General features: G+C 61.8%; 31 protein-coding genes. 28 read left to right on the top strand and 3 right to left on the bottom strand.

The window, feature by feature from the left end:
- Positions 1-35: 35 nt before the first annotated feature.
- The 16 genes from D3D02_RS16995 to D3D02_RS17065 are packed head-to-tail and all read left to right on the top strand — an operon-like array spanning position 36 to position 10,978.
- Positions 36-416, top strand: coding sequence for a hypothetical protein (locus tag D3D02_RS16995; protein WP_121571155.1), 381 nt, complete (start codon positions 36-38; stop codon positions 414-416).
- A gap of 25 nt (positions 417-441) precedes the next feature.
- Positions 442-885: a hypothetical protein gene (locus D3D02_RS17000; protein ID WP_115821709.1), complete on the top strand. Its 444-nt coding sequence runs from the start codon at positions 442-444 to the stop codon at positions 883-885.
- A 1-nt stretch (position 886) separates the two neighbouring features.
- Positions 887-1,249: a hypothetical protein gene (locus tag D3D02_RS17005; protein ID WP_115821708.1), complete on the top strand. Its 363-nt coding sequence runs from the start codon at positions 887-889 to the stop codon at positions 1,247-1,249.
- Positions 1,249-1,884 carry a hypothetical protein gene (locus tag D3D02_RS17010; RefSeq protein WP_115821707.1) on the top strand — a complete coding sequence of 212 codons (636 nt, stop codon included), beginning with the start codon at positions 1,249-1,251 and terminating at the stop codon, positions 1,882-1,884. Before D3D02_RS17005 ends, D3D02_RS17010 begins: the two co-directional genes overlap by 1 nt.
- On the top strand, positions 1,884-2,507 hold the full coding sequence (locus tag D3D02_RS17015; protein ID WP_121571156.1) for a hypothetical protein: 624 nt from the start codon (positions 1,884-1,886) through the stop codon (positions 2,505-2,507). The genes D3D02_RS17010 and D3D02_RS17015 overlap by 1 nt, the downstream gene beginning before the upstream one ends.
- A 6-nt stretch (positions 2,508-2,513) precedes the next feature.
- Positions 2,514-2,657: a hypothetical protein gene (locus D3D02_RS20710; protein ID WP_158599403.1), complete on the top strand. Its 144-nt coding sequence runs from the start codon at positions 2,514-2,516 to the stop codon at positions 2,655-2,657.
- Positions 2,650-3,366, top strand: coding sequence for a hypothetical protein (locus D3D02_RS17020; protein WP_147435661.1), 717 nt, complete (start codon positions 2,650-2,652; stop codon positions 3,364-3,366). Before D3D02_RS20710 ends, D3D02_RS17020 begins: the two co-directional genes overlap by 8 nt.
- Positions 3,363-6,347, top strand: coding sequence for a hypothetical protein (locus D3D02_RS17025; protein WP_121571158.1), 2,985 nt, complete (start codon positions 3,363-3,365; stop codon positions 6,345-6,347). The genes D3D02_RS17020 and D3D02_RS17025 overlap by 4 nt, the downstream gene beginning before the upstream one ends.
- On the top strand, positions 6,344-6,529 hold the full coding sequence (locus D3D02_RS17030) for a hypothetical protein (protein ID WP_121571159.1): 186 nt from the start codon (positions 6,344-6,346) through the stop codon (positions 6,527-6,529). The genes D3D02_RS17025 and D3D02_RS17030 overlap by 4 nt, the downstream gene beginning before the upstream one ends.
- Before the next feature lie 2 nt (positions 6,530-6,531).
- Positions 6,532-6,750: a hypothetical protein gene (locus D3D02_RS17035; RefSeq protein ID WP_121571160.1), complete on the top strand. Its 219-nt coding sequence runs from the start codon at positions 6,532-6,534 to the stop codon at positions 6,748-6,750.
- Positions 6,751-6,755: 5 nt separating this feature from the next.
- Positions 6,756-6,974, top strand: a complete 219-nt coding sequence (locus D3D02_RS17040) for a hypothetical protein (protein ID WP_147435662.1) — start codon at positions 6,756-6,758, stop codon at positions 6,972-6,974.
- Positions 6,974-9,391, top strand: a complete 2,418-nt coding sequence (locus tag D3D02_RS20445; protein WP_147435663.1) for a hypothetical protein — start codon at positions 6,974-6,976, stop codon at positions 9,389-9,391. The genes D3D02_RS17040 and D3D02_RS20445 overlap by 1 nt, the downstream gene beginning before the upstream one ends.
- A 1-nt stretch (position 9,392) precedes the next feature.
- A complete protein-coding gene (locus D3D02_RS17050; protein WP_115821721.1) occupies positions 9,393-9,773 on the top strand; it encodes a hypothetical protein in 381 nt (126 codons plus the stop codon).
- A gap of 1 nt (position 9,774) precedes the next feature.
- Positions 9,775-10,176, top strand: a complete 402-nt coding sequence (locus D3D02_RS17055; RefSeq protein ID WP_121571163.1) for a hypothetical protein — start codon at positions 9,775-9,777, stop codon at positions 10,174-10,176.
- A gap of 2 nt (positions 10,177-10,178) precedes the next feature.
- Positions 10,179-10,688: a hypothetical protein gene (locus D3D02_RS17060; RefSeq protein WP_121571164.1), complete on the top strand. Its 510-nt coding sequence runs from the start codon at positions 10,179-10,181 to the stop codon at positions 10,686-10,688.
- 23 nt (positions 10,689-10,711) lie between these two features.
- Positions 10,712-10,978, top strand: a complete 267-nt coding sequence (locus tag D3D02_RS17065; protein ID WP_121571165.1) for a hypothetical protein — start codon at positions 10,712-10,714, stop codon at positions 10,976-10,978.
- Between the two features lie 170 nt (positions 10,979-11,148).
- On the opposite strand, the gene D3D02_RS17070 is transcribed toward D3D02_RS17065, so the two are convergent.
- The gene (locus tag D3D02_RS17070) at positions 11,149-11,355 is read right to left on the bottom strand and encodes a hypothetical protein (protein ID WP_121571166.1); all 207 of its coding nucleotides are present in this window, start codon (positions 11,353-11,355) and stop codon (positions 11,149-11,151) included.
- A 191-nt stretch (positions 11,356-11,546) separates the two neighbouring features.
- Between D3D02_RS17070 and D3D02_RS17075 the strand changes: the two genes are divergently transcribed.
- On the top strand, positions 11,547-11,798 hold the full coding sequence (locus tag D3D02_RS17075; RefSeq protein ID WP_121571167.1) for a hypothetical protein: 252 nt from the start codon (positions 11,547-11,549) through the stop codon (positions 11,796-11,798).
- Positions 11,799-11,804: 6 nt separating this feature from the next.
- Here D3D02_RS17075 and D3D02_RS17080 read toward each other — a convergent pair whose 3' ends face one another.
- Positions 11,805-12,056 (bottom strand): hypothetical protein, encoded by a 252-nt coding sequence (locus tag D3D02_RS17080; RefSeq protein ID WP_147435665.1) that lies wholly within the window; start codon positions 12,054-12,056, stop codon positions 11,805-11,807.
- Positions 12,057-12,060: 4 nt separating this feature from the next.
- Positions 12,061-12,486 (bottom strand): hypothetical protein, encoded by a 426-nt coding sequence (locus tag D3D02_RS17085; protein ID WP_121571169.1) that lies wholly within the window; start codon positions 12,484-12,486, stop codon positions 12,061-12,063.
- Between the two features lie 152 nt (positions 12,487-12,638).
- Between D3D02_RS17085 and D3D02_RS17090 the strand changes: the two genes are divergently transcribed.
- From D3D02_RS17090 to D3D02_RS17135, 11 genes are all read left to right on the top strand, one after another.
- Positions 12,639-12,872: a hypothetical protein gene (locus tag D3D02_RS17090; RefSeq protein ID WP_147435666.1), complete on the top strand. Its 234-nt coding sequence runs from the start codon at positions 12,639-12,641 to the stop codon at positions 12,870-12,872.
- A gap of 510 nt (positions 12,873-13,382) precedes the next feature.
- A complete protein-coding gene (locus D3D02_RS17095; RefSeq protein ID WP_121571170.1) occupies positions 13,383-13,664 on the top strand; it encodes a hypothetical protein in 282 nt (93 codons plus the stop codon).
- A complete protein-coding gene (locus tag D3D02_RS20450) occupies positions 13,661-14,347 on the top strand; it encodes a hypothetical protein (protein ID WP_147435667.1) in 687 nt (228 codons plus the stop codon). Before D3D02_RS17095 ends, D3D02_RS20450 begins: the two co-directional genes overlap by 4 nt.
- Complete coding sequence (locus D3D02_RS17105) at positions 14,348-14,908, top strand: hypothetical protein (RefSeq protein WP_121571172.1); 561 nt, start codon at positions 14,348-14,350, stop codon at positions 14,906-14,908. It abuts the gene before it with no gap.
- Positions 14,905-15,141 (top strand): zinc finger domain-containing protein, encoded by a 237-nt coding sequence (locus D3D02_RS17110; RefSeq protein WP_121571173.1) that lies wholly within the window; start codon positions 14,905-14,907, stop codon positions 15,139-15,141. Before D3D02_RS17105 ends, D3D02_RS17110 begins: the two co-directional genes overlap by 4 nt.
- Positions 15,138-15,629, top strand: coding sequence for a hypothetical protein (locus D3D02_RS17115; protein WP_121571174.1), 492 nt, complete (start codon positions 15,138-15,140; stop codon positions 15,627-15,629). Before D3D02_RS17110 ends, D3D02_RS17115 begins: the two co-directional genes overlap by 4 nt.
- A gap of 340 nt (positions 15,630-15,969) precedes the next feature.
- Complete coding sequence (locus D3D02_RS17120) at positions 15,970-16,155, top strand: hypothetical protein (protein ID WP_121571175.1); 186 nt, start codon at positions 15,970-15,972, stop codon at positions 16,153-16,155.
- A complete protein-coding gene (locus D3D02_RS17125; protein WP_147435668.1) occupies positions 16,152-19,214 on the top strand; it encodes a hypothetical protein in 3,063 nt (1,020 codons plus the stop codon). The genes D3D02_RS17120 and D3D02_RS17125 overlap by 4 nt, the downstream gene beginning before the upstream one ends.
- 273 nt (positions 19,215-19,487) lie before the next feature.
- Positions 19,488-19,649 carry a hypothetical protein gene (locus tag D3D02_RS20720; RefSeq protein ID WP_158599404.1) on the top strand — a complete coding sequence of 54 codons (162 nt, stop codon included), beginning with the start codon at positions 19,488-19,490 and terminating at the stop codon, positions 19,647-19,649.
- 319 nt (positions 19,650-19,968) lie between these two features.
- A complete protein-coding gene (locus tag D3D02_RS17130) occupies positions 19,969-20,424 on the top strand; it encodes a hypothetical protein (protein WP_147435669.1) in 456 nt (151 codons plus the stop codon).
- The gene (locus D3D02_RS17135) at positions 20,417-20,680 is read left to right on the top strand and encodes a hypothetical protein (RefSeq protein ID WP_121571178.1); all 264 of its coding nucleotides are present in this window, start codon (positions 20,417-20,419) and stop codon (positions 20,678-20,680) included. Before D3D02_RS17130 ends, D3D02_RS17135 begins: the two co-directional genes overlap by 8 nt.
- Positions 20,681-21,006 lie beyond the last annotated feature (326 nt).

Genomic DNA, 21,006 nt, shown 5'->3' on the forward strand with positions numbered 1-21,006 from the left:
CTCCGTCATCTCTGCTAACAGGGAGGTGACCATATTTGAACTCCACACACGAGAACCCGCAGGCCGAGAAGCTGTTCGCGCTGCTGGCGATGCTGCTCTCGCCGCTTCCGGAAGCGTGGCAGACGGCGTTTATGTCCCGCGTTCGGATGGGCTACGACGTCGCCGCGAATCTGGCGGAAGGCAGTGACTTCGCGCAGGCAGATCGCGCACAGATGGCTGGCGGGAATCTCGTTTCGACCGTCCTCGGCATCGCGGTCGCAGTGATCGTCGGTGTTGGGGTGGCTATCCCGGTCGTCAACGACGTCCTCGCAGACGCCAATATCACGGGTCTGACGGCAACGATTGTCGGTTTTATCCCGGTGATGCTCGGCGTCCTGATCTTCGTCGCGACGGTCGGCCCCATTATGGGTCAGTAATCCGAGATTCGGAGTCTAACTACCAATGCCGTCCAAAAAAGCCACACTCGTCGTCGGGCTCGCGCTGGCCGCAGCGGTCGGTGTCATCGGCCTCAGCGTCGCTGCACCGGTCGTCAACTCTTCTACCGGCACCGTGAGCCAGACGAACGAAACGGTGACGGCATCCACTGGTGATGTTGAATCACTTCGCGGCTACAACATCGATGCCGCGTCAGTCGTTGTGTACGGTTACAACGATACCTCTGGATCCTACGAAACGACGACTGAGTACACGCTGTACGAAGACCCAGGTGATATCGAATTCGACATCCAGAATTCGACCCTTATCGACGACGGCGAAGACGTGAAAGTGACGTACGACTACCAGGCGACCAGCGGCATCACGAGCCTTGTGGCCGGATATCTCCCACTCGGAATCGCACTGATGGTGCTCGTCACGGTCGCATCGCGCGTCGAGGAGCTGATGTGACGTGCTGCTCGAAACGACAGCACTCCTCGTCGCGATCGGCCTGGCTACCTGGACCTTAGGCGAGTTTTTTTCATATACTGGTCTCGGCGTGATCGGCGGCGCGATGGTGCTGGTCGCGGGTAGCGCGATCGCACTGACTGGACTGCAGGTCCGCAGTGGCGTCGAACGCGAGTTTGCATACCAGATTGTCAACAACGAGACCGTCGTCGCGAACAGCACGGCCGACGCGACTGTCAGAACGACTGACGTCGGCGCGGCACTGGGCGCGACGGTGATCGGATCGCTCGGGATCGGCGGCCTGCTGATGCTACTCGGCGGGGTGCTGATCTCGCAGTCACTTTTCGATGACGGAGTGTTTGCATAATGAACACGCAGAAACAACGAACCAACGGACAAGCAACAGGACCTCCCCAAGACGGGCCGCGAGACGAACTCGACGTCGCACACGAGATCATCACGCCAACCACCTACGAACAGGTGCTCCGCGAGGTTGGCCTCGGCTCTGGCGTCTACGATTCTGACGACATCTCGATGCAGATGCGGTCGTTCCGCAAAGGAATGATCGTCGACACAGCGTTCGACGAGTTGCTCTTCAAGCGGGCCGTGTACGAGACGAAGGTCCGCCTGGCGGATAACGGGTACACGCACTACAACGAGACGACAGATAACGTCCAACACTGGGATCCCGTCGACGACGAGATGCTCGAAGAGATGGGGCGCACCCAAGCGATTCGCAAGCGCGGCAAAGAGATCTGGGAGTCGCTGTCGCAACCCGGCGAGCCCATCTCCGAAAAGCAAGCGGCTGCGATGGCCGAGTACATCGGCGTTGATGGAATCAAACCCGTGTTCTGGCGGCTGATGGCGGCCTATCACGAAGCCTCGAAAGGCCGTGAAGGCCGGACGCAGGACAACTACTTCCAGCGCGTCAAGAAGAGCCTCGTCAACGAGATCTCGTCCGATGGCAGCGGCGGACGTTTTTCGTTCGGAGGCGGTAACTGATGTTGGCGATACTACCGCAGTGGTTGTTCTACCTGCTCAGCGGGCTGTTACTCGGCCTTCTCGCCGGCGCCGCTGGCGTCTGGTACGCAGTCAACCGGACGTCGCTCGAAGAGGAAGTCGAAAAGACGCTCGTCGAGGCCGACAACGGCCCCGCTGAGTTTGAGGCGGTCGAGGTTTCGCTGACGCCGATGGACTGGATTCGCGCGGGCCGACACCTGCAGAAACAGCGGAAAGCAGCCAAGAAAGGCTGGGTCAAGTGGTACCGAATCGGCTCGAATCTCTCCGAGCCTAAGTGGGTCAAGCCCGAGAAGGACGGCTCTGGCGTGCCGAAGTACCGCGACGGCGACGAGCCGTACTACTTCCCGCCGGAAGCGATGACGACCGACGCCCGTACGGGCGCGCACGTCGCCGTCCACCGAGAGGGAGAGGCCGACCCGATCAACCTCGAAGACCCGGCCTATCCGGGCCTCCCGACGGATCTGGTCGAGCGCACGATCAACCTCGAAGCCGAGTCGGATCCGCCGGGCTTCTTCGACTCGTTCGGGATGTCGACGCAAGCGCTGCTGTGGCTTGCGATCGGCGGCTCGTTCATCGTGTACGCCGGCGTTCGATACCTCGGGTGATCATCAATGTCAGAATACGAACTCTACCAACGAGACGGGCACAGCAAGCATATGGTCCTCAAATGCGACTCACTGGAGGAACTCGCAGAAGCTGTCGCCGAGAAAGCGGGTCGGCCGGCGCTAGCTGACGGAGGGCGTGAAGATGGCTAACCGCCGGACTGTCGGCCAACGGCGCCGAAAGAGCGAGAATAGCGGCTCTCGCGTTCGCGCGGCTGTGCAGGCCGCCCGGGAGAAAGTCAGTCGCGAGTCGGACGGCCGAAAAGGTATCGACGCGCGAGCGTACGGTGACGATCGTGAGGGCGTCGACGCCGCAGAGACCGAGGTCGACGACGAAGCGGTTGAGCGCGTCTCTGGCGGCCCACAGCGCAGTCGTGTCCAACAGGCAAAACGAGCTGCGTCCGAGCGAATTAGCGAACTCACGGATATCCAGAAAGAGAAGCTGAAAGACAAAAACGCCCGAGCAGCGGTGAAGCAAGCCCTCGCTGCAGCGACGATCGCGACGGATGGGGCGCCAGAGATGGACTCCAGTCGCGACAACATCGGCACGCGGGCGGCACGATCTGCGGCGATCGGCTCGCCGATCCGCGGCGGGCTGCGTCCCGTCGGAGACGAGCGCGTTGTCTCCGAGATGGCGCGGATGTCAGCCGCCGAAGGCAACGAGTTGCTCGACTTCGGCGCTGGCGGTCTCAACCTCGGAGCAGGGGCGGGCGTGGGCGCGAGCGGCAGCGCGGCAGGACCGTCGCTCTCGCTTGGCTTCGATGGCTCGTTGCTCGACGACGCGGGAGACAACGAGGCAGACGAAAGCGACGATAACAGCGCGCTGAACGTCGGTTTGTCTAATGTGGGGGTCAATATATGAGCCGCGACCCGTACGCTGGCGGGGCCTACGAACCGGGCGGCGTCGCGGACGATCTGCCGGGAACGGGCGGCTCGTCGGACTCAGACAACGACGACGATGATGGCGACGAATATCGAAACGACCCGCGCAGAAACCCGGACAACCGCGACGGAGACGGAGTCCCAGCCGACGAGGAGAACGATTCTGGCGGCGAACTCCCCGGGAACAGCGGGTCGGTCACGCCGACGCCGGATCCTAGCGGGGGAGACAGTTCTGACAGCAGCGATAGTAGTTCGGGAGACGACGATCTTCCCGACGACTCAGTCACTCGTGATCGCGGCTCGGCTGGCGCCTCGCCGTCCGGCGGTGGCCCGACAGCCGGCCTCGGAAGTGATTCAGACAGCGACTCTGCATCGTCGATCGAGGATGATCCACGCCAAGAGATCGAGAACTGGGCCGGGAGCGACCAGGACGGCGACGGCGAGATCTCGTGGGACGAAGCCGGCGTCGAGGGCGGCGGGCGCGTGCCTGGTAGTGGTGTCGAAGACTTTGCTGGCGCGGATGCGGACCGCTCCGAACAGGGCATAGAACGCATCAGTGAAACTGATGACACGCGCCGTGCTCGGCTCGCTGAGCAAGCTGAACAGTTCGAGCAAGAGGTTCTGCGGTCGCTCCCCTCCGGATTCGACGAGGGCGATGTCCGCATCACCGAGGAGCAACAGAATGGCCAGACCGTTCTGGCCGCGGAATTCACGCAGTCCGGGGAATACGAGCGTGCAGAACAGTTCGAGCAGAATATCATCGAACAGTCCTCGATCGAGGACGAGTCGGACGTCCGTGTCGTCGAGCGCGACGGCAGGTTCGCCGCGAGATTCACGAACGAGGGGCAAGAGCAGATCATCGCCGAGAGCCTTGGCGTCGACCGAACCGATATCGCTGTGCAGGACGGGCAAGTCGTCGGGACGTCCGAAGAGGGCCGGAACGCACTCGCGATGGCGCAGCCCCGCGATCGACAGAACCCGACCCGCGCTGACGACGAGCCTTCCGATCGCGGTGGGACCAGTCGGTTTGGCACGCCGAACGAGTCCATCTCTGAGGACCGTGACGCGGGCGCAGGCGGCGATGGTTACGTCGAAGGCGGAGATGTCCGCCTCTACCAAGAAGCCGAGCAACAGGAACAAGAGCAGACGACAGTGTCGGATCTGCCGGAGTCGCAGCAGCAGGCACTGCTGAATGCGAACCCTGGCCTCGATCCCGACGAACCTGTTGACGTGAACGGTCAGGGCACTGAAACTGCAGACAGCGTCGAGGAAGGGTACGGAGACGGGCGCGACCTCGGCCAGGTAGCTGCTGATCAACCACTGCGCGATCTCTTGGGCTGGGGCGCGTCTGTTCGGCAGTGGCAGCAAGAGACGACACCGGTTCAGGACGCTGGAGATTCAGTTCGGGGATACCTGTCGGGACTTGCCGGGTTCACAATCCCGTCAGAACAAGAAGCTGCTGCGGGTGCGAACCAGTACATCGCATCTATCGACGATCGGGCAAGCCCGATTCTCTCCACGTTTGCCGGCCAGTCACCGCGCGAAACGCGGCTCCAGGCACGCGGTGAACTGCTGGGCATAGCCAGCCAAGCAGCCCAACCGTTCGTCTCTGCAGGCCAAGAAATCGCCTCGGTCGGACGCGAGCGCGGCAAAGAGTCGATGTCCAAGCGTCGCGATGCGCCCGGATTGTCGCCCGCTGCAGCACTCGTCGCTGGCGCTGCGTTTGCCGAGCCGACACCGATCGGGGAGACGTTGCTGTTCGCGGGGGCGACAGCAGCCGGGATCGGCGGCGCGACCGCCACCGACACCGACCAAGGGTCAGAGCGCGTTCCCGACTCTCCGTTCGTGCAGTCCGAGGTTGGCGTTCCGGAAGACGGCGATGCGGGGCAGCCCTCCGAACTCGAGGCCGGCGAGCAGGACGTCAGTGAGTTCGGGACACCCACCGAACCGATCGATCAGACGGGCGAAGTCGGCGTCCCACAAGACGGCAAAGCTGCGCCGAACGAGATCGACGTCCCCGCTGAAGACGCGCCGTCGCCATTCGAGCTATCGTTCAGTACGGCCGTTCGCCAAGGCCGCATCGAAGGCCGGCAGCGACCAGGCACGCAAGGCGGCTCAACGACCGAAGAGCCGATGAGTCCGACGATCCCGGGCGAGGTCACTGGCCCGCAGATCGATGATGGAACGGCGACGACTCCCGAAGAAGCCGTCTCCGAGTCCTCGGAGCCGATGAACCGCGAGGACTTCACGTCGCCGTCCCAGTCGACAGAGGACACAATCCAAGAGGCCGAGCAACTGCTCGAAGAAGCTGAACAGCCGTCGACGCAGCCCTCCGAGACTGCGGTCGTCGGTAGCTCTGCTCGCCCACTCGCCGGAGGCCTAGCCGGCCCTGGGGGCATATCTGGCCCCGGACAAACATCGGCGCCGGTGACGCGTGGACTCGGATTGGGCCGCGGGCTCGGGCTCTCTGGCGGGGCGGCACTCATAGATGCGCTTGCACAGCCGGCTGCAACCAGTGCGGCGACCGCAACCGCGACCACGCAGCCCTACCAGTTCCGATTCCAGCAGCGGTTCGTCGAGCCGCAACCCTCCGAGTTTGAGTCGCCGGCGTTCACTTTCAACGCACGCCGTCCGCGGCGAAGGGATGTTGGACCTGATGACAACGAGCGCACCGCTGCTGGCGGCGACACCGCTGAATCTACGGCCGGCGCAGGCGTCGATCGAGGGATCAGCGCTGGCTGGTTCAACGAGTTCGTGACTGGCTATGCAGTCGGTCCAGGCGCGCGTGACCCAGCGTCAGAGGACGACTCAGCCGCTGCGGCATTCCTCGAAGCGCGACAGACCGAAACGCAGGCGACTGCTACAGGTGAGACGCGCGAGGCCGTCGAGTCCGCGGAGGGGATCTTCTCCTTCGAGAACTTTGGGATCGACATCGGAGGGGGGTCAGATGGCCTTTTATGAGTCCGTTTCGACTGTGGTTCGGCATCTTCGCGCTGCTAGCCGTCGTGATGACAGCGCCCGCGTGGATGTACTTTTCCGGACCCTTCCTCGACGGGCTGCCGATTGTCGTCCAGTGGCTGGCGTCGGCAGTCCTGCCGATGACGATCCTGCTACTGATCGGCAGCTGGGTGGAGGCGCGATAGCGATGTCGATGGATGATCGCGCACGGATCCAGTTCACTGACATCGTGATGGTGTTCGCGACGTTCGTGACCTTCGGAGCTGTCGCGCCGTGGATCTACGAGGCGATCGAGATGGGACAGGGCACCCTCGATCCGTTCAGCGGACTGCTTCTGGCACTCGCGCTCCCGTTGATGTTGATCGCGATGCTGGTCAGCGTCGGCGTCGCCGCACGGTCGGGGTGATCACGATGGATCGAGCACGTCTCACGCCGGTCGACGTTGTGTTCTTCGGCGTCGTTATCTTCATCCTCGGCCATCTCGCGGGTCCTGTATACCAGATCCTCGGCGAGCACAGCACCGATCTCGGGACGGCGGAGACGTATCTGTTCTCTATGATCTTCCCGGCAATGATCCTGACTGTGCTGTCGATGATCTACCTCACGGCAGTCTCTGGAGGTGCAAGCTGATGCAGCGTCGTTCAGGCATCATCTTCGCAATCATCGCGTCATTCCTTGTCATAAGCGTTGCACCAGCGACCGCCGCGTCGACGAACCTTACTATTGGGAGTCAGCATACGACAGACACTGAGTTTGGAGATGGGCAGCTGACGAACACAGTCGTCAGAGACACCGGCGAAAGCTCATATGTTGGGCTCTCTGGCCGGTTATTCGACGGATTCGAAGATGGTGATGTGTCTGAATGGACTAATGCCCAAGATCGGTTTGCCGCACAAACACAAATAGTGTATAATGGCACGCACTCAGCGAAATACACCGACCTTGATAATGAGGTAGTTCGACGGAACTTAAATCAATCATACACTGGCTCGACGAACGTTTCTTTCGCGTTTCGTGTCAACTCTACGTCTGGGACAAATCACGTCGCTCTTTTCAAACAAGGAACGGGGTCTGTGGTGAGGGTTGGTATCGAAAGTGGAGAGTGGTATTACCTAAGCGGATCTGTCTACAATGGCATATCAAGTGCGAATGCAGACACGTGGTACAATGTGAGACTTGATCTTGATACGGATAACAAGACGTTTGATTTCTACGTTAATGGCACCCAAATTGGGTCTGATCTTTCCTTTACAGATGGTGCACCAAAAGAGTTTGACCAGATCTACACACAGTCATTTTCTGGCGGCGATCACTATATTGATGATATAACAATAGAACAGCCACAGCAGGCGAGCTACATCTCGAAAAATCATAGTGTCTCAAACGCTCGCAAAGCAGCCATCAATGTCGCTGCAATTGACAACGCTGCCGCGACGCTGGCGGTCGAATACCACGACGGGAACGGTTGGAAAGTCGCTAACCAAAGTACAGTTACACAACAAGGCAATCACACAATCATCATCCCAAATTCCGAATCGTCAACTTGGCGGCTTAATACGACTGTCTCTCGAAAAGGAACTAACCCCAAATTTAAGATTTCTGATGAGTCTATCCTATTTCAAAATGATGCCCCCGAAATTGAGGATAGTACAATGTCTCCGTCTGGCGACCTGCAACAACCGTCACAGTCGTTTGAGATTGACATTTCTGATGCCCAGTTTGGGACGGCGCAGGGTGAGCGATTAAATGCATCTTTGTATATCGACAGCAACTACGTTGCATCAGACGTTTTAACTAGCAACGGGACTGCATCGGTTTCAACTAATCTATCACTTGGAGGCGATTACTCGTATTATTGGACAATCACGGACAAATACGGCGAAGAAATCAAAAGCCAAACTATCGAAATCCGTGTCCCATCAACTCTTACTGTTTACAATGAAAGTACGGACCCAGCAGTCTTGGACAATGCCTCAACCACGTTACGGTTTTATTATAAGAACGGCACGTCATTGGGGTACAGTGAGAGGCAACCTGTTGATGGTACCGTAAATCTAACCGGACTTCCGGCGTCGAAGCCAATGGTTGTTTCGGCGGAGGGAGAGGGATACTATCAACGCCGGATATTCGTCAGATCGCTATACGATCAACAGCAGATTTACTTGCTGAACGAGTCGGCACAAAGCGTCGAGACGATATTTGAAATCTCTGACTACTCAGGGGCGTACTCTCCAGACACGACGGTCCTTGAAGTTCAACGGGCTATTAACGGATCGTGGCAAACTGTCGAAGGCGATTACTTCGGTGCCACTGGCGAATTTGGGACTATCTTAGAGTACAATGCCCGATATCGGCTTGTCCTCTATAACACAGAGACGCAGGAGTCGCGCATTCTTGGGATCTACCAACCAACAACAGCCCAACAGACGCGGATAACTGTTTCACCGAGCGGAGAGATTGAAGAAGCCCAACGCGAGCCCTCGGCAGTGATCTCGCCGCAGACACGGCGTCTCCCAGCGGTGAACGACACCGTGGTGAGCGCTGAGTTCCGGAACAACACCAACGACATCTCGTCGTGGCGCGTCACAGCAGTGGTCGAAGAGACGAACACGACGCTGTGGGATGAAACTGTCTCGGATACGGACGCGTACCAACACGACCTCGACGTCGAAACGCGAGCTGGCCAGCACGTCGAGGTCACCGTCTACGCAACAGTCGACGGGCAAGAGCAGTTTGTCGATAGCGCGCGGTTCACGATCGCCGACACGCCGACGAACGACAACAGCCTGCTGTCGACGCTCGCAGATCTCGAAGGTCTTGCCGCGCCGGGAACCACGGAATCGTTTACGTGGTTCCTCGCGATGATCGTGACGACGCTCGGCGTCGCAGCCGTCGGTGCGACGCTGCCGGTCGGCGGTGAGGCAGCTGGGCTCGCGGGCGTGCTGATTCTCACGGGTTTCTCGACGATCGGGTGGGTCGGCTACGACGTCGTCTTCGCTGCGGGCGTCGCCGTGGGGTCGTTGGCGCTGCTCCGGAGGGGATTATAAAATGGCAATCAGATTCAGCCGCATCGTCCTGCTATACTTCGTGCTCGGTGCCGTGATGTTCGGCGGCGGAGCCGTTTCGTACGACGACTCCGGCGTCACGAAATACTTCATCGATCAAGATGGCGACGACGTCGAGGCAGGCGAGCAACCGTCGTCGAACCTGCAGGGCGTCGCAGGAGCGATCACCTCGCTCGTCGGCCAGGTCGGCGGCGCGACGGTCCTCGTGTGGAATCTCGCAGTCGGCGTCGTGTCGTTCCTGAACTGGCCGGTTGTCGTGTTCATCGAGAACGGTGCTCCGCCGACAGTGACGGTCCTGCTCGGTGGCGCGCCGACAGTGATGTTCTACGGCAGTCTCGTCACGCTCGTGAGGTCCTCCGCATAATATGATCCGAGAACTCCTTACTGTGGCTCTCGCACAGTATTACAACAATAGCTCCGGTGGCACCGTCGACGGCGACGCGTGGTTTGCTGGAATGGAAGAGATGTCGTTGTCGACACTCGGCCAGATGCTCACGCGGACGGTCGCGTTCGTGATTGGCACGGGGTCGACGGTGCCAGGCGGCGGCGGATTTTCGGGGACGATCATCACCGGGCTCGTGCTCGCTGGTGTCCTTCTGGGAGCGGTCTCGGGAACACGCGTCGGTGCGCCTGGCGGTGCGGTCGTCACCGTCGTATCGGTGTTCGGACTGATTAGCATCGGGCTCGCGCCCGCGTGGTTGAAGGTCGTGTTGCTGTTCCTGATCGGAATCGCGGCCTTCTCCGCGGTGTACCGCAGCACTGCATGAATATGCAAGTCGGCGCCCCCAAGACGATGCAAGGCCCGGAGTGGCTCGCTGAGTTGGTGTTCGCTCCAAATGGCGTCGTTCGTGTCCTGATCGGCGTTCTCGGCTTCGTCGTCGCACTCGCCGTCGTTTGGAAACTCTACCAGGACGGCACGCCGGACGCCGAAACCCAACAGCAGATGGGATCGATTCTCGCGACCGCGATCGCGACTGCCACTGCGACGGTCGCCGTGTCGTCGTGGATGTCCTGGAGCTATCTCCTCGACGTCGCCGCGGGTGTCGTGATCGGGTCTGGCGTTGTGATCAGCGGAGAGTTCGTCGGCCGACGGCTCTTCACACGAATCGACGAACAGCGCCGCGCCTCGACGGCGTGGCTGTCGCTGTCGAGTCTGCTGTGGATGCCGCTCGCGATCGTCCCGCCGGGCTCGCGCGCGTCGCTCATCTTCTCGATCGTCCAGGGCGGCCTCGTAGTCGCGGTCGGGATGGCCGTGATGACGGCGCGCGAGGATTTTTGACATCTTGGTAATATTGGCCTAATATGGTCGACTGGGAGCGGCACAAGATCACCGCCGAAACGACGATGATTCGCGGTAAGGGGTGGCTAAACCTGCTAATTAGACTCGCAGGGATGTCGCTGCTGGTTATAGCAGCGGTGAATCTTATGTTATTGGGTCCTGAACCGATTTTCTCGGTATATCGAGACGTGTTCTATACGATCACCGGAGGAGATCCGTCGTTGGGCGGACGCATCTTGGCTGACTTCATCGCGATGGGTATTGGTGCTGCCATCGCGAATTTCCTCTGACTAAAACGGCAGCGGGAAGGGTATTGGCACCGAGATACCGATAATTTGGAGCAACGCTCGAGCCAAGATGAACATAATCACGAGAAGCACGAACCCCTCGATCACGTATTCGATGGCTTTCCCGAACGGCGTGTTCGGGTCAAACTCTTCCAGCCCCGACTGTTGCCCGTCTACAGAAAACCCCCACCACCGCCTAAGAGGCCGTCGTTGCCGAATCCGTCCCGGTACTCGTTGATTGTCTCGCGGACGTAGCTCTCTGAACAGTCGCACATCGATGCGATCTCGGCTGGTCCCGCGTCCGGGTTTCGATCATACGTCTGAACTATTTCACGCTGCAGTTCGCTCATATCGTCGCCGAATGGGTCGTCAAATGACATACTCTATCCTCAGGAGCGGTACGCTTACCCACTCGGCTACTGTATTTCCGAGCGGGCACTGGCCTGCCCGCTCCTGTCCTTCGAACAACACGATGGTGGCTTAAATCTAGGCTTCCCGTCGTGCGGTTCTGGTTTCACTTTCACTCCGCGCGTGGCTCAGTTTAAGTACGGTATCGGGAGTCGGTTGCAATATGTCGCGTCGCCGACTCCAGATTGATGACGAGGCGGACCGCTGGCGCTTCCGTTGCCCAGCGGGCCACCGCAACTGGGAGGCCACGAACAACCACTTCTTCTGTCAGTCGTGCGCGCGGTCGCACGACTCCGAGCACGATCCGGTCTTCGAACACCTTCGCGACGCGAAAACTGGCGAGTTGATCGAGCGCGAGGACATCGTTCTCGACGGCTATGAGGACGTGCTCCGGCACGTCCGGAGGAGTGACTGATGCGCGCTACTCGACGACGGCGGCGGCGTAGTGCCCGCCGCCGCGCGGGGAGGCGTCCCGAACGGAGAGGCCGTGATCAGCGAGGCCCCGCAGCACTGCGGGCGGGACGGACCGGGCTGCAAGTGATATTTCGAGCGTCCAGGTGTCCCACTCGGAGCGCGCGGGATCGAGGACGTCGACGTGGCGCACGGGATCGCGACACTCCACGGCGGCGGCTGCGCGAGAGCAGGCCCGGCGGCGCTCGACAGTGCAGGTCACTGTCTCAGGCCTCCGGGTGTCGCTGCACGATCGGCGCGAAGCGACGCGCGTTCTCTCCAGCTGCCGAGAGGCCCGCGACTGGTGCGACGAAGCCGCGCGGGATCTCCGAGAGATCACTCCCGATGCCGGGGATCCAGCGCTCGCAGACCCATTCGCCGTCGAGGGTTGCGTACAGCACGCAGTGGGCCTCGTACTCGCGCTCGTCGGCGTGGTCCTGGACGATGCCGTGCTGGTGGGCGATCGCGACGCAGCGGCGGCCCGTGTCGGGCTCGGCGTCGAGGTCGTGCTCCGGCGGGGAGAGTTCGGTGAGTTTGTCGTCGGTGATCGGCGCGGGAGCCGTGATCGAGACGAACTCTTGGGAGTTTTCGCGAGCGATACGCTTTTGCGTCGTGTCGCCGTTAGAACCAGGCGACGGGCGTTCGGTTGACATAGTTGGTACCGACACAGCCCGGCTCGCGTGCCATCAACACGCGGGCGCTTTCTGCGCGAAACCACGCCCGAAGAGAGCCGTCTGTGTCTGTTCTTCCGTAAGAACTGAACCACCAAAAAACCTTTCCAACGGAAGAACTAAATGGTCAATTGATGAGCACGAAACCGGGGCCAAAGATGAAAAACCCGACCCACGAGCAGGTGTTGGACTTCGTCCGCGAGCACAGTCGCCCATTTGTGACAACGTCGGACGTGCTGGAAAAGTTCTCGACAGTGAGTCGCCGGACGATCAACAAACGATTGAACGATCTCCACGACCGCGGCGAGCTTCAAAAAAGAGAGATTGGGGCTCAATCAGTGGTCTGGTATACCGAGTCTCAGCACTGATCGGAGTCTGCGACGGCGCGTTTTCCCTCGTCAGACAGCCAATAGACGTTTACCGTACCGACTTTTTCAACGTTAAGCAGCCCCTTCTCAACGAGATCGTCGAGGCGGTTTCGAGTCTGCTTGTACCCAACAGATGTCTTCGGTTCGATATCACGCGCAGTCGCAAATGGCTCTGGCCGGAGTCGTACGTATCTCAAGATATCCACGTCCCTGTCCGACGTTTCCGGTCCAGGCATTGTTTGTCCAATATGAGGCAAGGGATTAAGGAAACACCGATATGTAACGTTTCTTACGTTGGGTGTTTCCTGCGCTGGAACTATTAGGGAGGAGCTATTTGGGTGACATATGCGACGCTCACGAGCGGATCGGTGTCTCCCAGAAAAGACGCCGACCGGATCTAGGGTCCGGCCGACGCTTGTGGGGTCGCTACCGCACGACAATGATCAAAACAACGCCTATCGCCTTTAACGCGGCGATCAGACAACTAGTTGGTAGCGAGGTGGTGTGCCGATGAGCCGCCACCAGCACACCGCGACCGCAACCTCAGAACACAGCGCGCGCGAGCGCAACTCAACTGGAGACAAGCGCGCCGGGGGGTACTGCCGGAACTGCGATGCCTGGGTCGACCCGAACGTCGCTCGCGTCGTCGGCGACAACGACGGGGCTGTCCCGGTCTGTACGAATTGCTACGAAAACCGGAACAGCGGGAACCCGCCGACAACGGTCGCTGCAGTGAATCTGTACCGGCGTGACAAACGCAAGATCCGCGGACTTGGCGGTGGGACGCGATGACGCTTCCGTCACCCACTCGACGCCATCCTCACGAGGACGCGCCGGATTGTCCCAGCTGCGAGACTGACGTCTTCGTTCACGCGCGTGAAGGCGTCAAGGACGGCTGGGAGTGCGCATTCTGCGGGTGGCGGAGTTGGATAGGTAATCACCGCGTAATCGCCGACGGCGGCACCACGCTGGCCTGTCCCGAATGCAACTCAACGAAGAACATCTTCCGGCGGTCGCCGAGCAAGGGCGTCTCCTGCAACGATCACTCCGACTCCAACTGGCGCTGCTCGGACTGCGATGCAGAGTTCGACGAGCCGGTGCGCCGCGAGCGCGAATCGGAGGCGAAACTGCCGCCCTCGAGTCTGGCCAGCGACCTCGACGACGCCGATCCGTCGCTCGTCCCCGACGGCGGGCTGCGGACCTCCAATTCGGAGGTCGCGATGGGCACCCGCCCGATCGCCCGCGCCCGATTACTGCTGGCGAGTGCGCTCGCTTACTCCTGCGACGACGAGCCGGCGCAGGTCGCGCGCCGCCTCGATACGGCGCAGTGGCTGCTCGACGGACAAGTGGACGTCGAGGTCTGGTACCGCGTCCACGCTGTCAAGCGACTCTCCTGTCGCGGCGACTCCGCCGCAGCACGCCGCGAGATGCGCGAAGTGATGAGCCTACTCGATGCCGAACTGGAGGCGATCTAGATGCAACCACAAGTCACACACTTGGAGTGTCACGCGTGCGGCCGCGAGGACTTCGCGACGATCGATGAGTTACTCGAGCACGACTGCGAGGACGGCGGCGCTGCGCCGGCACTCCTGGCCGATGGCGGCCACGGCGACGTACAGACGACTGACGAGCGCGTAGCCGAGGTGCGCCGACTCGCCGATCAGGGTATCTGCTACCAGTGCCGCGAAGAAGTCACCGTCCACGACGGCACCCACGTGGCGTCTCAAGTCCGTATCGCTGCGATCCGCGATGCAGTCACGCACGCAAACCGGCACCCCGCCAACTCCGCGATCGCCGAGTCCGACGGCGTGATCAACTACGTCATCGAGGACGGCTACTACCCCGGAGAGTACAGACACTACGTTGATCTGTCCGGAATCGACCCGGAGCTCCGACGGAGCGCATCCACAACGGTGATCTCGGAGCTGGAGAGACGGAACCTCGCCGTCAACTCCGTCCAATTCGACCCGCCGCGGCTGCACGTGATGGCGCTCGATCAGATGGCGTTCGGGTACTACGGAGGCGATCAGAGATGAGCCGGAGCGCCTCACCCACGCCGGGCGTCGTCTGCGATGGATGCGGCAAGCACGTCTCGGCGATGATCCCGACCGACCGCTGCCAGGACTGCGGTGGCCGGTACGTCCCGGCGACGCCGTCTGCGCTGGCGTGTGATCGCTGCGGGAGCCGGAACGCCTCGATGGTGATCAACTCCGAGCACAGCCGACTGTGCCCGGACTGCATCGACCTCGAAAACGAGGGCAACGAATGAGCCGCGTCCAGGAGGACTCCCGGCTCGCCTACTCGAAGCGCGTCGGTGAGCGCGTCGAGGGGACGTTGATTCAGATGATCGATCCACTGCGGTACGTCCCCGACACCGAAGCTGAGCACTACGATGCCCGAACTGAGGCGCTGCTGACGCCGTCAGCAGATCTACCGTTCGTCGGGATCTGTGTGCTCGAAGCAGGAACGAAAGTCGAGATCAAAAGCACTGGCGTCGTCTACGGCAAAGCACAGCGACGCGGGCGCTTCAAACTCCGGAAGCCACAGCACGAGGAACTGCTGGCGACTGGTGGCGTCTATCTCTTCGCGGTGTGTGCGCCGAACGATGATCGCGATGTGATCGCGGCGAAGATCATCCCGGCGACGCTCGTTGACGAACTGGAGTTCTCTTGGGTTACGAACGACCGCGGCGCACCGGATACGCAGCTTGCGTGGTCACAACTGTTCGACGTCACCGAGATCGAGGGGTCGCGATGAGTTGGACCCAAGAAAACACTTATCCGCAGACGCGACAACCAGCAACGCGAAAGCCCTACGCAGACCGCCCGACCGAGACACCCGTCGCTCACGCGGATGGGTTCTACCCAGAAAGGGGTCGCTTGGACACCTTCCTCTTTCTGGGCGGTCATCAAAAGTCTGCCGGAGAGAGTCATCTCCGCGCAGTTCGATCTGGGTCTGGTCGCTCACCAGCGACGGCTTTCGGGACGCAGAGAGTGACCTACCCTCAGAGAGCCGACACGCCCGCCTCGCTAGTCGCAGAGCCACGGCTCTGTGACGGCGTCAAGACGGCGCGTGTCAGCGAGGAGGTGTGGGCCTGATGCGCTCGGAGTGCCGCCACTGTCGAGAGGCGACGGATCCGTCGCTGCCGGAGGCTCGATCGGTTCGCGGCTGGGGCGTGCTCTGCCCAGACTGCGCGGCGAGAGTCGAGGTCGTCACCAACGATCACGGCGGGTTCGTCCGGGCCTACGTTCCGGGCGATCGCGTCGGGGGGCCGCAGCGATGAGCCGCGCGCCCGCCCCGAAACCGCCTGCGGAGGATGGATCTGGGGACACGAACCCTGGGGTGAGCATCCGCGAAACCCCGTCCCTCGGTGCTGATCTGTATCTGGATGCGACGAAGAGCCTCACGAAACTGCACAAGACGGCGATCGAGGATGGACTCGACACCGCGATCGTCGACGCGTTGCGCGCACTCCCCGGCTCGTCACACGCGGAGTGGCGGCAGGTTCTCGACGAGATCTTCCGCGCCGACGACCGCGTCGACGCCGACGTCGAGGCCGACCGCGCCCGCGTCGGGCACGCACTAGCGAGCGTCCTCGCGAAAGCGGCGACCTCGCTGCGGACCGACGTCGACGACGATCGCCGCGAGCGCGATCTGCAGGCCGCACGCCGCGCGCTGCAGCGTCTTGGCACGGGTAACATCGACAACATCACGTCACCGAAGGGCGACGTCTTCGCGACGACTGCGCTCCTGCAGGAGGCCGGCGACGCGATCCCGACGCGGACGATCGAGGTGCACCTCGGCGTCGAGTGGGCCGCACAGCGCGCCGATCAGCGCCGGGACGTCCTGGCGTGGCTCGGCGAGTTGTGGAGCGCCCACGACGTCCAGCTGGTCGTCTCTCACGCGGCGGCCGCCCGACTCGTCGACGCCCACCGTGATCAACTGCCGGCGCATCTCACAAACGAGTGCAAGCGTCGCCTGCTCGCATCGGACTCCGAGTCCGACTCGCGACTCCGAGTCCAAGGCGGAGGCGAGGGCGGGGCGGGTGCCAGTGAACGCGCGCGCCTCGCGCGCGATGAACTGTCGGCGGACTCGCGGAAGACGGCGGTCGTGGCGCACGTCGCGGCAGACGCGAATCACGCGCTGACGTACGCAGAGCTTGCTGAGAAGCTAGTTCTGGACTCTCCGTCAGATGGGAATCTGTACCAGGTCTGCAAGCGCCTCGAGGAAGAGCACGGGCTCGTCGAGCGGCACGATCGCCCCGACGGTCTCACAGCAATCTCACTCACGTCTGCCGGGCTTGAGTACATCACCGCCGTCTATCAGGAGGAAGGACGCCAGACGCGCCTGCCTGGAACTGTGAGCGGCGTCGAAATGCCCCCCCAAATCCGTCCCCCCATGCCGTGTTTACCCGCGCAGGGTCGAGAGGGGGGTGGGGAGGAGGCCGCGGTAGCCGCCGGCGACCGCCCCGCGGCAGAAGGTGCGGCCGCTGCGAGCCCCGACCGCGACCTGGACTGGACGCACGGACTGGTCGCGCCTGAGTTCGCCGGGTACGACCGCGCTCTCCCGCTCGAAGCGGCGTCTGAGCGCGGCAACATCGTGCTGCAGAACTCACGGATTCGTCGGGACGACGTCGACCCGCGACAGCCGCGTGTCTCGATCACCGATTCATCGCTCGTAGTCGAGGCCGGCAAAGCGGAAAACCCGCTCCAGCACGCAACGACGATTGCACATGCTCTCGCTTGGGAGGAGACTCGCAATCGGCTGCTGACGCCGTCGGACATCGATGCCGTCCTGGACGGCGACCTCGACGTCGACGTCCTCCAGGACGCGACCGGCGTTGGCTGGCTCTCCGAAGACGACGACGGCCACGACGTCGCAGAGGCGATCGACGATGCGCTTGCCGAACTCCTCTTCGAAACCGGAGCCTACGCTCGCGGCGATCACGACGTGCTCGCCCGGCTCGGATCGGACGAGGGCTTCAGTAATGAGAGCCTACTCGACCGACTGAGCGGGTTAGAGCCTGATGAATCACGCGAACTGACGGGCGATGAACACCGGTCGCTGATCACAGCCCACGCGATGGGACTGGCGACGACGATCGTCCATCTGCTCGATCTCTCTGGCGTGGACGTGACGCTCGGCGTCCGACTCCCGGACTTCTCGCGACACTTCGGCGCGAGCGACGACGACAACAACTCCCGCCGGGAAACCCTGGTCGAACACCTCACGACGATCGCGTCGCAGTGGAGCCGCTACGGCGCGTTCAACGGGTTCAAGCAGCTGAAAGAGACGCGTGACCGGAAGCGCTCGAACGCCGATCCGGACGTCGACGCGGCGGACCCGTTCGGGACGCTGCGCGCCGGGATCGTCGTGATCGGGCGCGGCGTCGAAACACTCTCCGATGAGCTCCAGGACGCCCTCGAGGACGAACGCGATCTCCATCCCGACGCCCCGGAGATCAACGTCGCGATCGACGTCCAGGAGGGCACCTCCGTCGGCGCGTCGATCCAGACTGCCCGCCGGATGCTTAAAAGAGAGAAGAATATGGAACCGACGCCGGAGGCGATATCGGCGCTGGCAGCCTTCGCAGCGGATCCGTGGGCGGTCGCGACAGCGATCCACTGGGGGCTCAAGCACGAGCCTTCGCGAAGAGCGATCCACCTGGACGAGGTCCGCCGTGCGCTCTCCCAGCTACCGTGGACCCGACTCGTCGAAGAGCCCGACCGCAACACCTCCACGAAGCGAAAAGCCATCAAGACGCTCTTGGAGGCCGAGGACCCGATCAGCGCCGCGGAACTGTCGCGCCGCGGCGGCCCTTCCACGCAGTCGTGGCGCGACCATCGCGATCGCTTACTCGAGCTCGGACTCGTCACCGAGACCGACGACGGCTGGCGACTGACGCTGCCGTTCCGCTCGGAGCGCGGCGACGCCACGGCGTCCGGAGCAAAGAGCGAAGAGAGCACCGCACGCCCGCAGATTCCGTGGTTCTGGCGTGGCGAGTCTGTGGATGCGATCCCGGGCGATCTCGGTCGCGAGAAGCGCTCGCCGGGCGACGTGCTCGACTGGCTGCTCGTCGAGCGCGGCCTCCTGGAGGACACGAGCCGCCTCCACGATCCCGACGACCCGGTCGGGCGATGGGCCGACGCCTACTACTCGGGAGACGACCCAGACTGGACGGCGATGCAAGAGATCTGCGAGGAGATCGACGTCCAGTGGCGCATCATCGCCGCCGGCTGTGGCCTCCGACAGCCGGATCCGCCGTCTCACACGGCCTCCGTGGGGCCGCAACTGTCGCAAACGGCGTTATCAACGCCCTCGGCGTCTCCTGCGGCGGACTAGAAAACTGGAACACCCCCCAAAACGGTCCCCAAACCACCCTGACTGGTGCGCCCGGGGTTCGATTTCCCGGCGGGGCGTCGACGGCGGGCGACTGCCGTCAACACAGGAGCGACACAAAATGTCACAAAATGCAGACGATAGACCGAGTGGAGGAGAAACGCGGAACGAGTGGTGTCCTCACTGCGGGTACGAGGGCGACGGCTTCACGGAGGAAAGGAACCTCACAGGGCAACTGATCTCGGTTTGCCCGAACTGCGAGGAGGGCATCTAACGATGGCGACTGACGTTCAGATCTGTTCCGACTGCGGGTGGACGGTAACTGACGACAACGTCAACCCGTATCGTAAGCAGTGCCCGAAGTGCGAGGCCGACCTATTCGGACGTGAAGAGATCCAGTGGTTCGGAGGCCACGGCGCGGAGGGACGAGAATGGTAGACGATAGTCTCGGAGACGAGACCGATCATCGGACCTACTGCAACCGATGCGGCGGGGCGATCCACGTATCGGGGAATTGGTGCACCAACTGCGGCTACTCTCCAATGGGGCCCGATTATGAGTGATCGCCGATGCGAGACGGACGGGTGTCATCGTCATGCCACTCACGCGGTCGAATTCAGGGTTTGGAAAGGTGGCGACTGCCGACAGGAAGACCGCCACATTTGCGAGCCCTGCATCAACGCGATGCAGTTCCGCGAAACTTTCACTTGGGGCGACGACGCGTGGAAGATCCGTTCTCTTGAACCGGAGGTCCACAATGCCGAGTGATCGACCTGGGGACGAGATGGATATCGTCGATCATCTCTCGGAGGCGACGGGTTACTTCCACACCGACGATGCTGCGAGGCTGCGCGACATCGCGGCCGCCAGCGGGCAGATGCCGGTCGGCGTCGTGAAAGCGGCCGTCGAGAAAGAGATCGACCGCCGTGAGTGGCGATGCGTGTACTTCGATCACGAGGAAGACCGCGAGTACGTGGCATCGAACGCCTACGAGTACTACCGAATCCATCGGTCGTTCCAGCTGGAGTACGAGGCAGCACTGGATGCGCTGCCGACCGAGCAGAACGCGCATCTTCGCGAGGTGCCGATACACGAACACGCGGCGGAGACGCTCAAAGACAAAGCTCGAGAGCATCAGGCCAAGGCCGAGCAGGCCGAGCAGTTCCTGAAAGAGAACGACCACGAGGTTCCGGAGGTCGAGATCGATGACTGATACTCCGGGAGACGTAATCGAGCTTGAACGCGGAGAAGGGCCGTCCAAGTACGCTGATCCGCCGATGTACTGCCGGAGCTGCAACGCCTGGGTCAAAGGCGTCTACGTTGAGGCGACAGGGTGGACCTGCACCGTCTGCGAGGAATCGCCAGTGTACGAGTCCATTCAGCGGATGATCGAAGTAGACCACGACACGGCTGTATTCAACAAAGAGCACGGCTACGGCCCGTGGTGGGACGGTGATTCCGATGACTGATACCCCGGAAGATGAAACCGAGCACACGGAGTGTGCCGTCTGCGGCTACGAGCCGGATCCAGACAGAGTCCCGCCACACTTCGTGCTCTCGCTGTCTGACGATGACACTGACGGAGACTTCGTACAGTCTTATCCGTTCGGTGGCTCGCTCTCAGTTCCGTTTGCGTGTTCCGACGAGTGTTGGCTTGACGCTCAGGATAATCCTGAACTGATCGCTGACGGTGGTGAGCAAGCCGGAGACGGTGGCGAGTACCGACTCGTCTACGAGTGCGGCCGTGGTCATCGCAGAGTCTACCGACACGACAACCTGGACGTGTCCGAATATG

This window comes from Halobellus sp. Atlit-38R (assembly GCF_003665925.1).
GTDB lineage: Archaea > Halobacteriota > Halobacteria > Halobacteriales > Haloferacaceae > Haloquadratum > Haloquadratum inordinatus.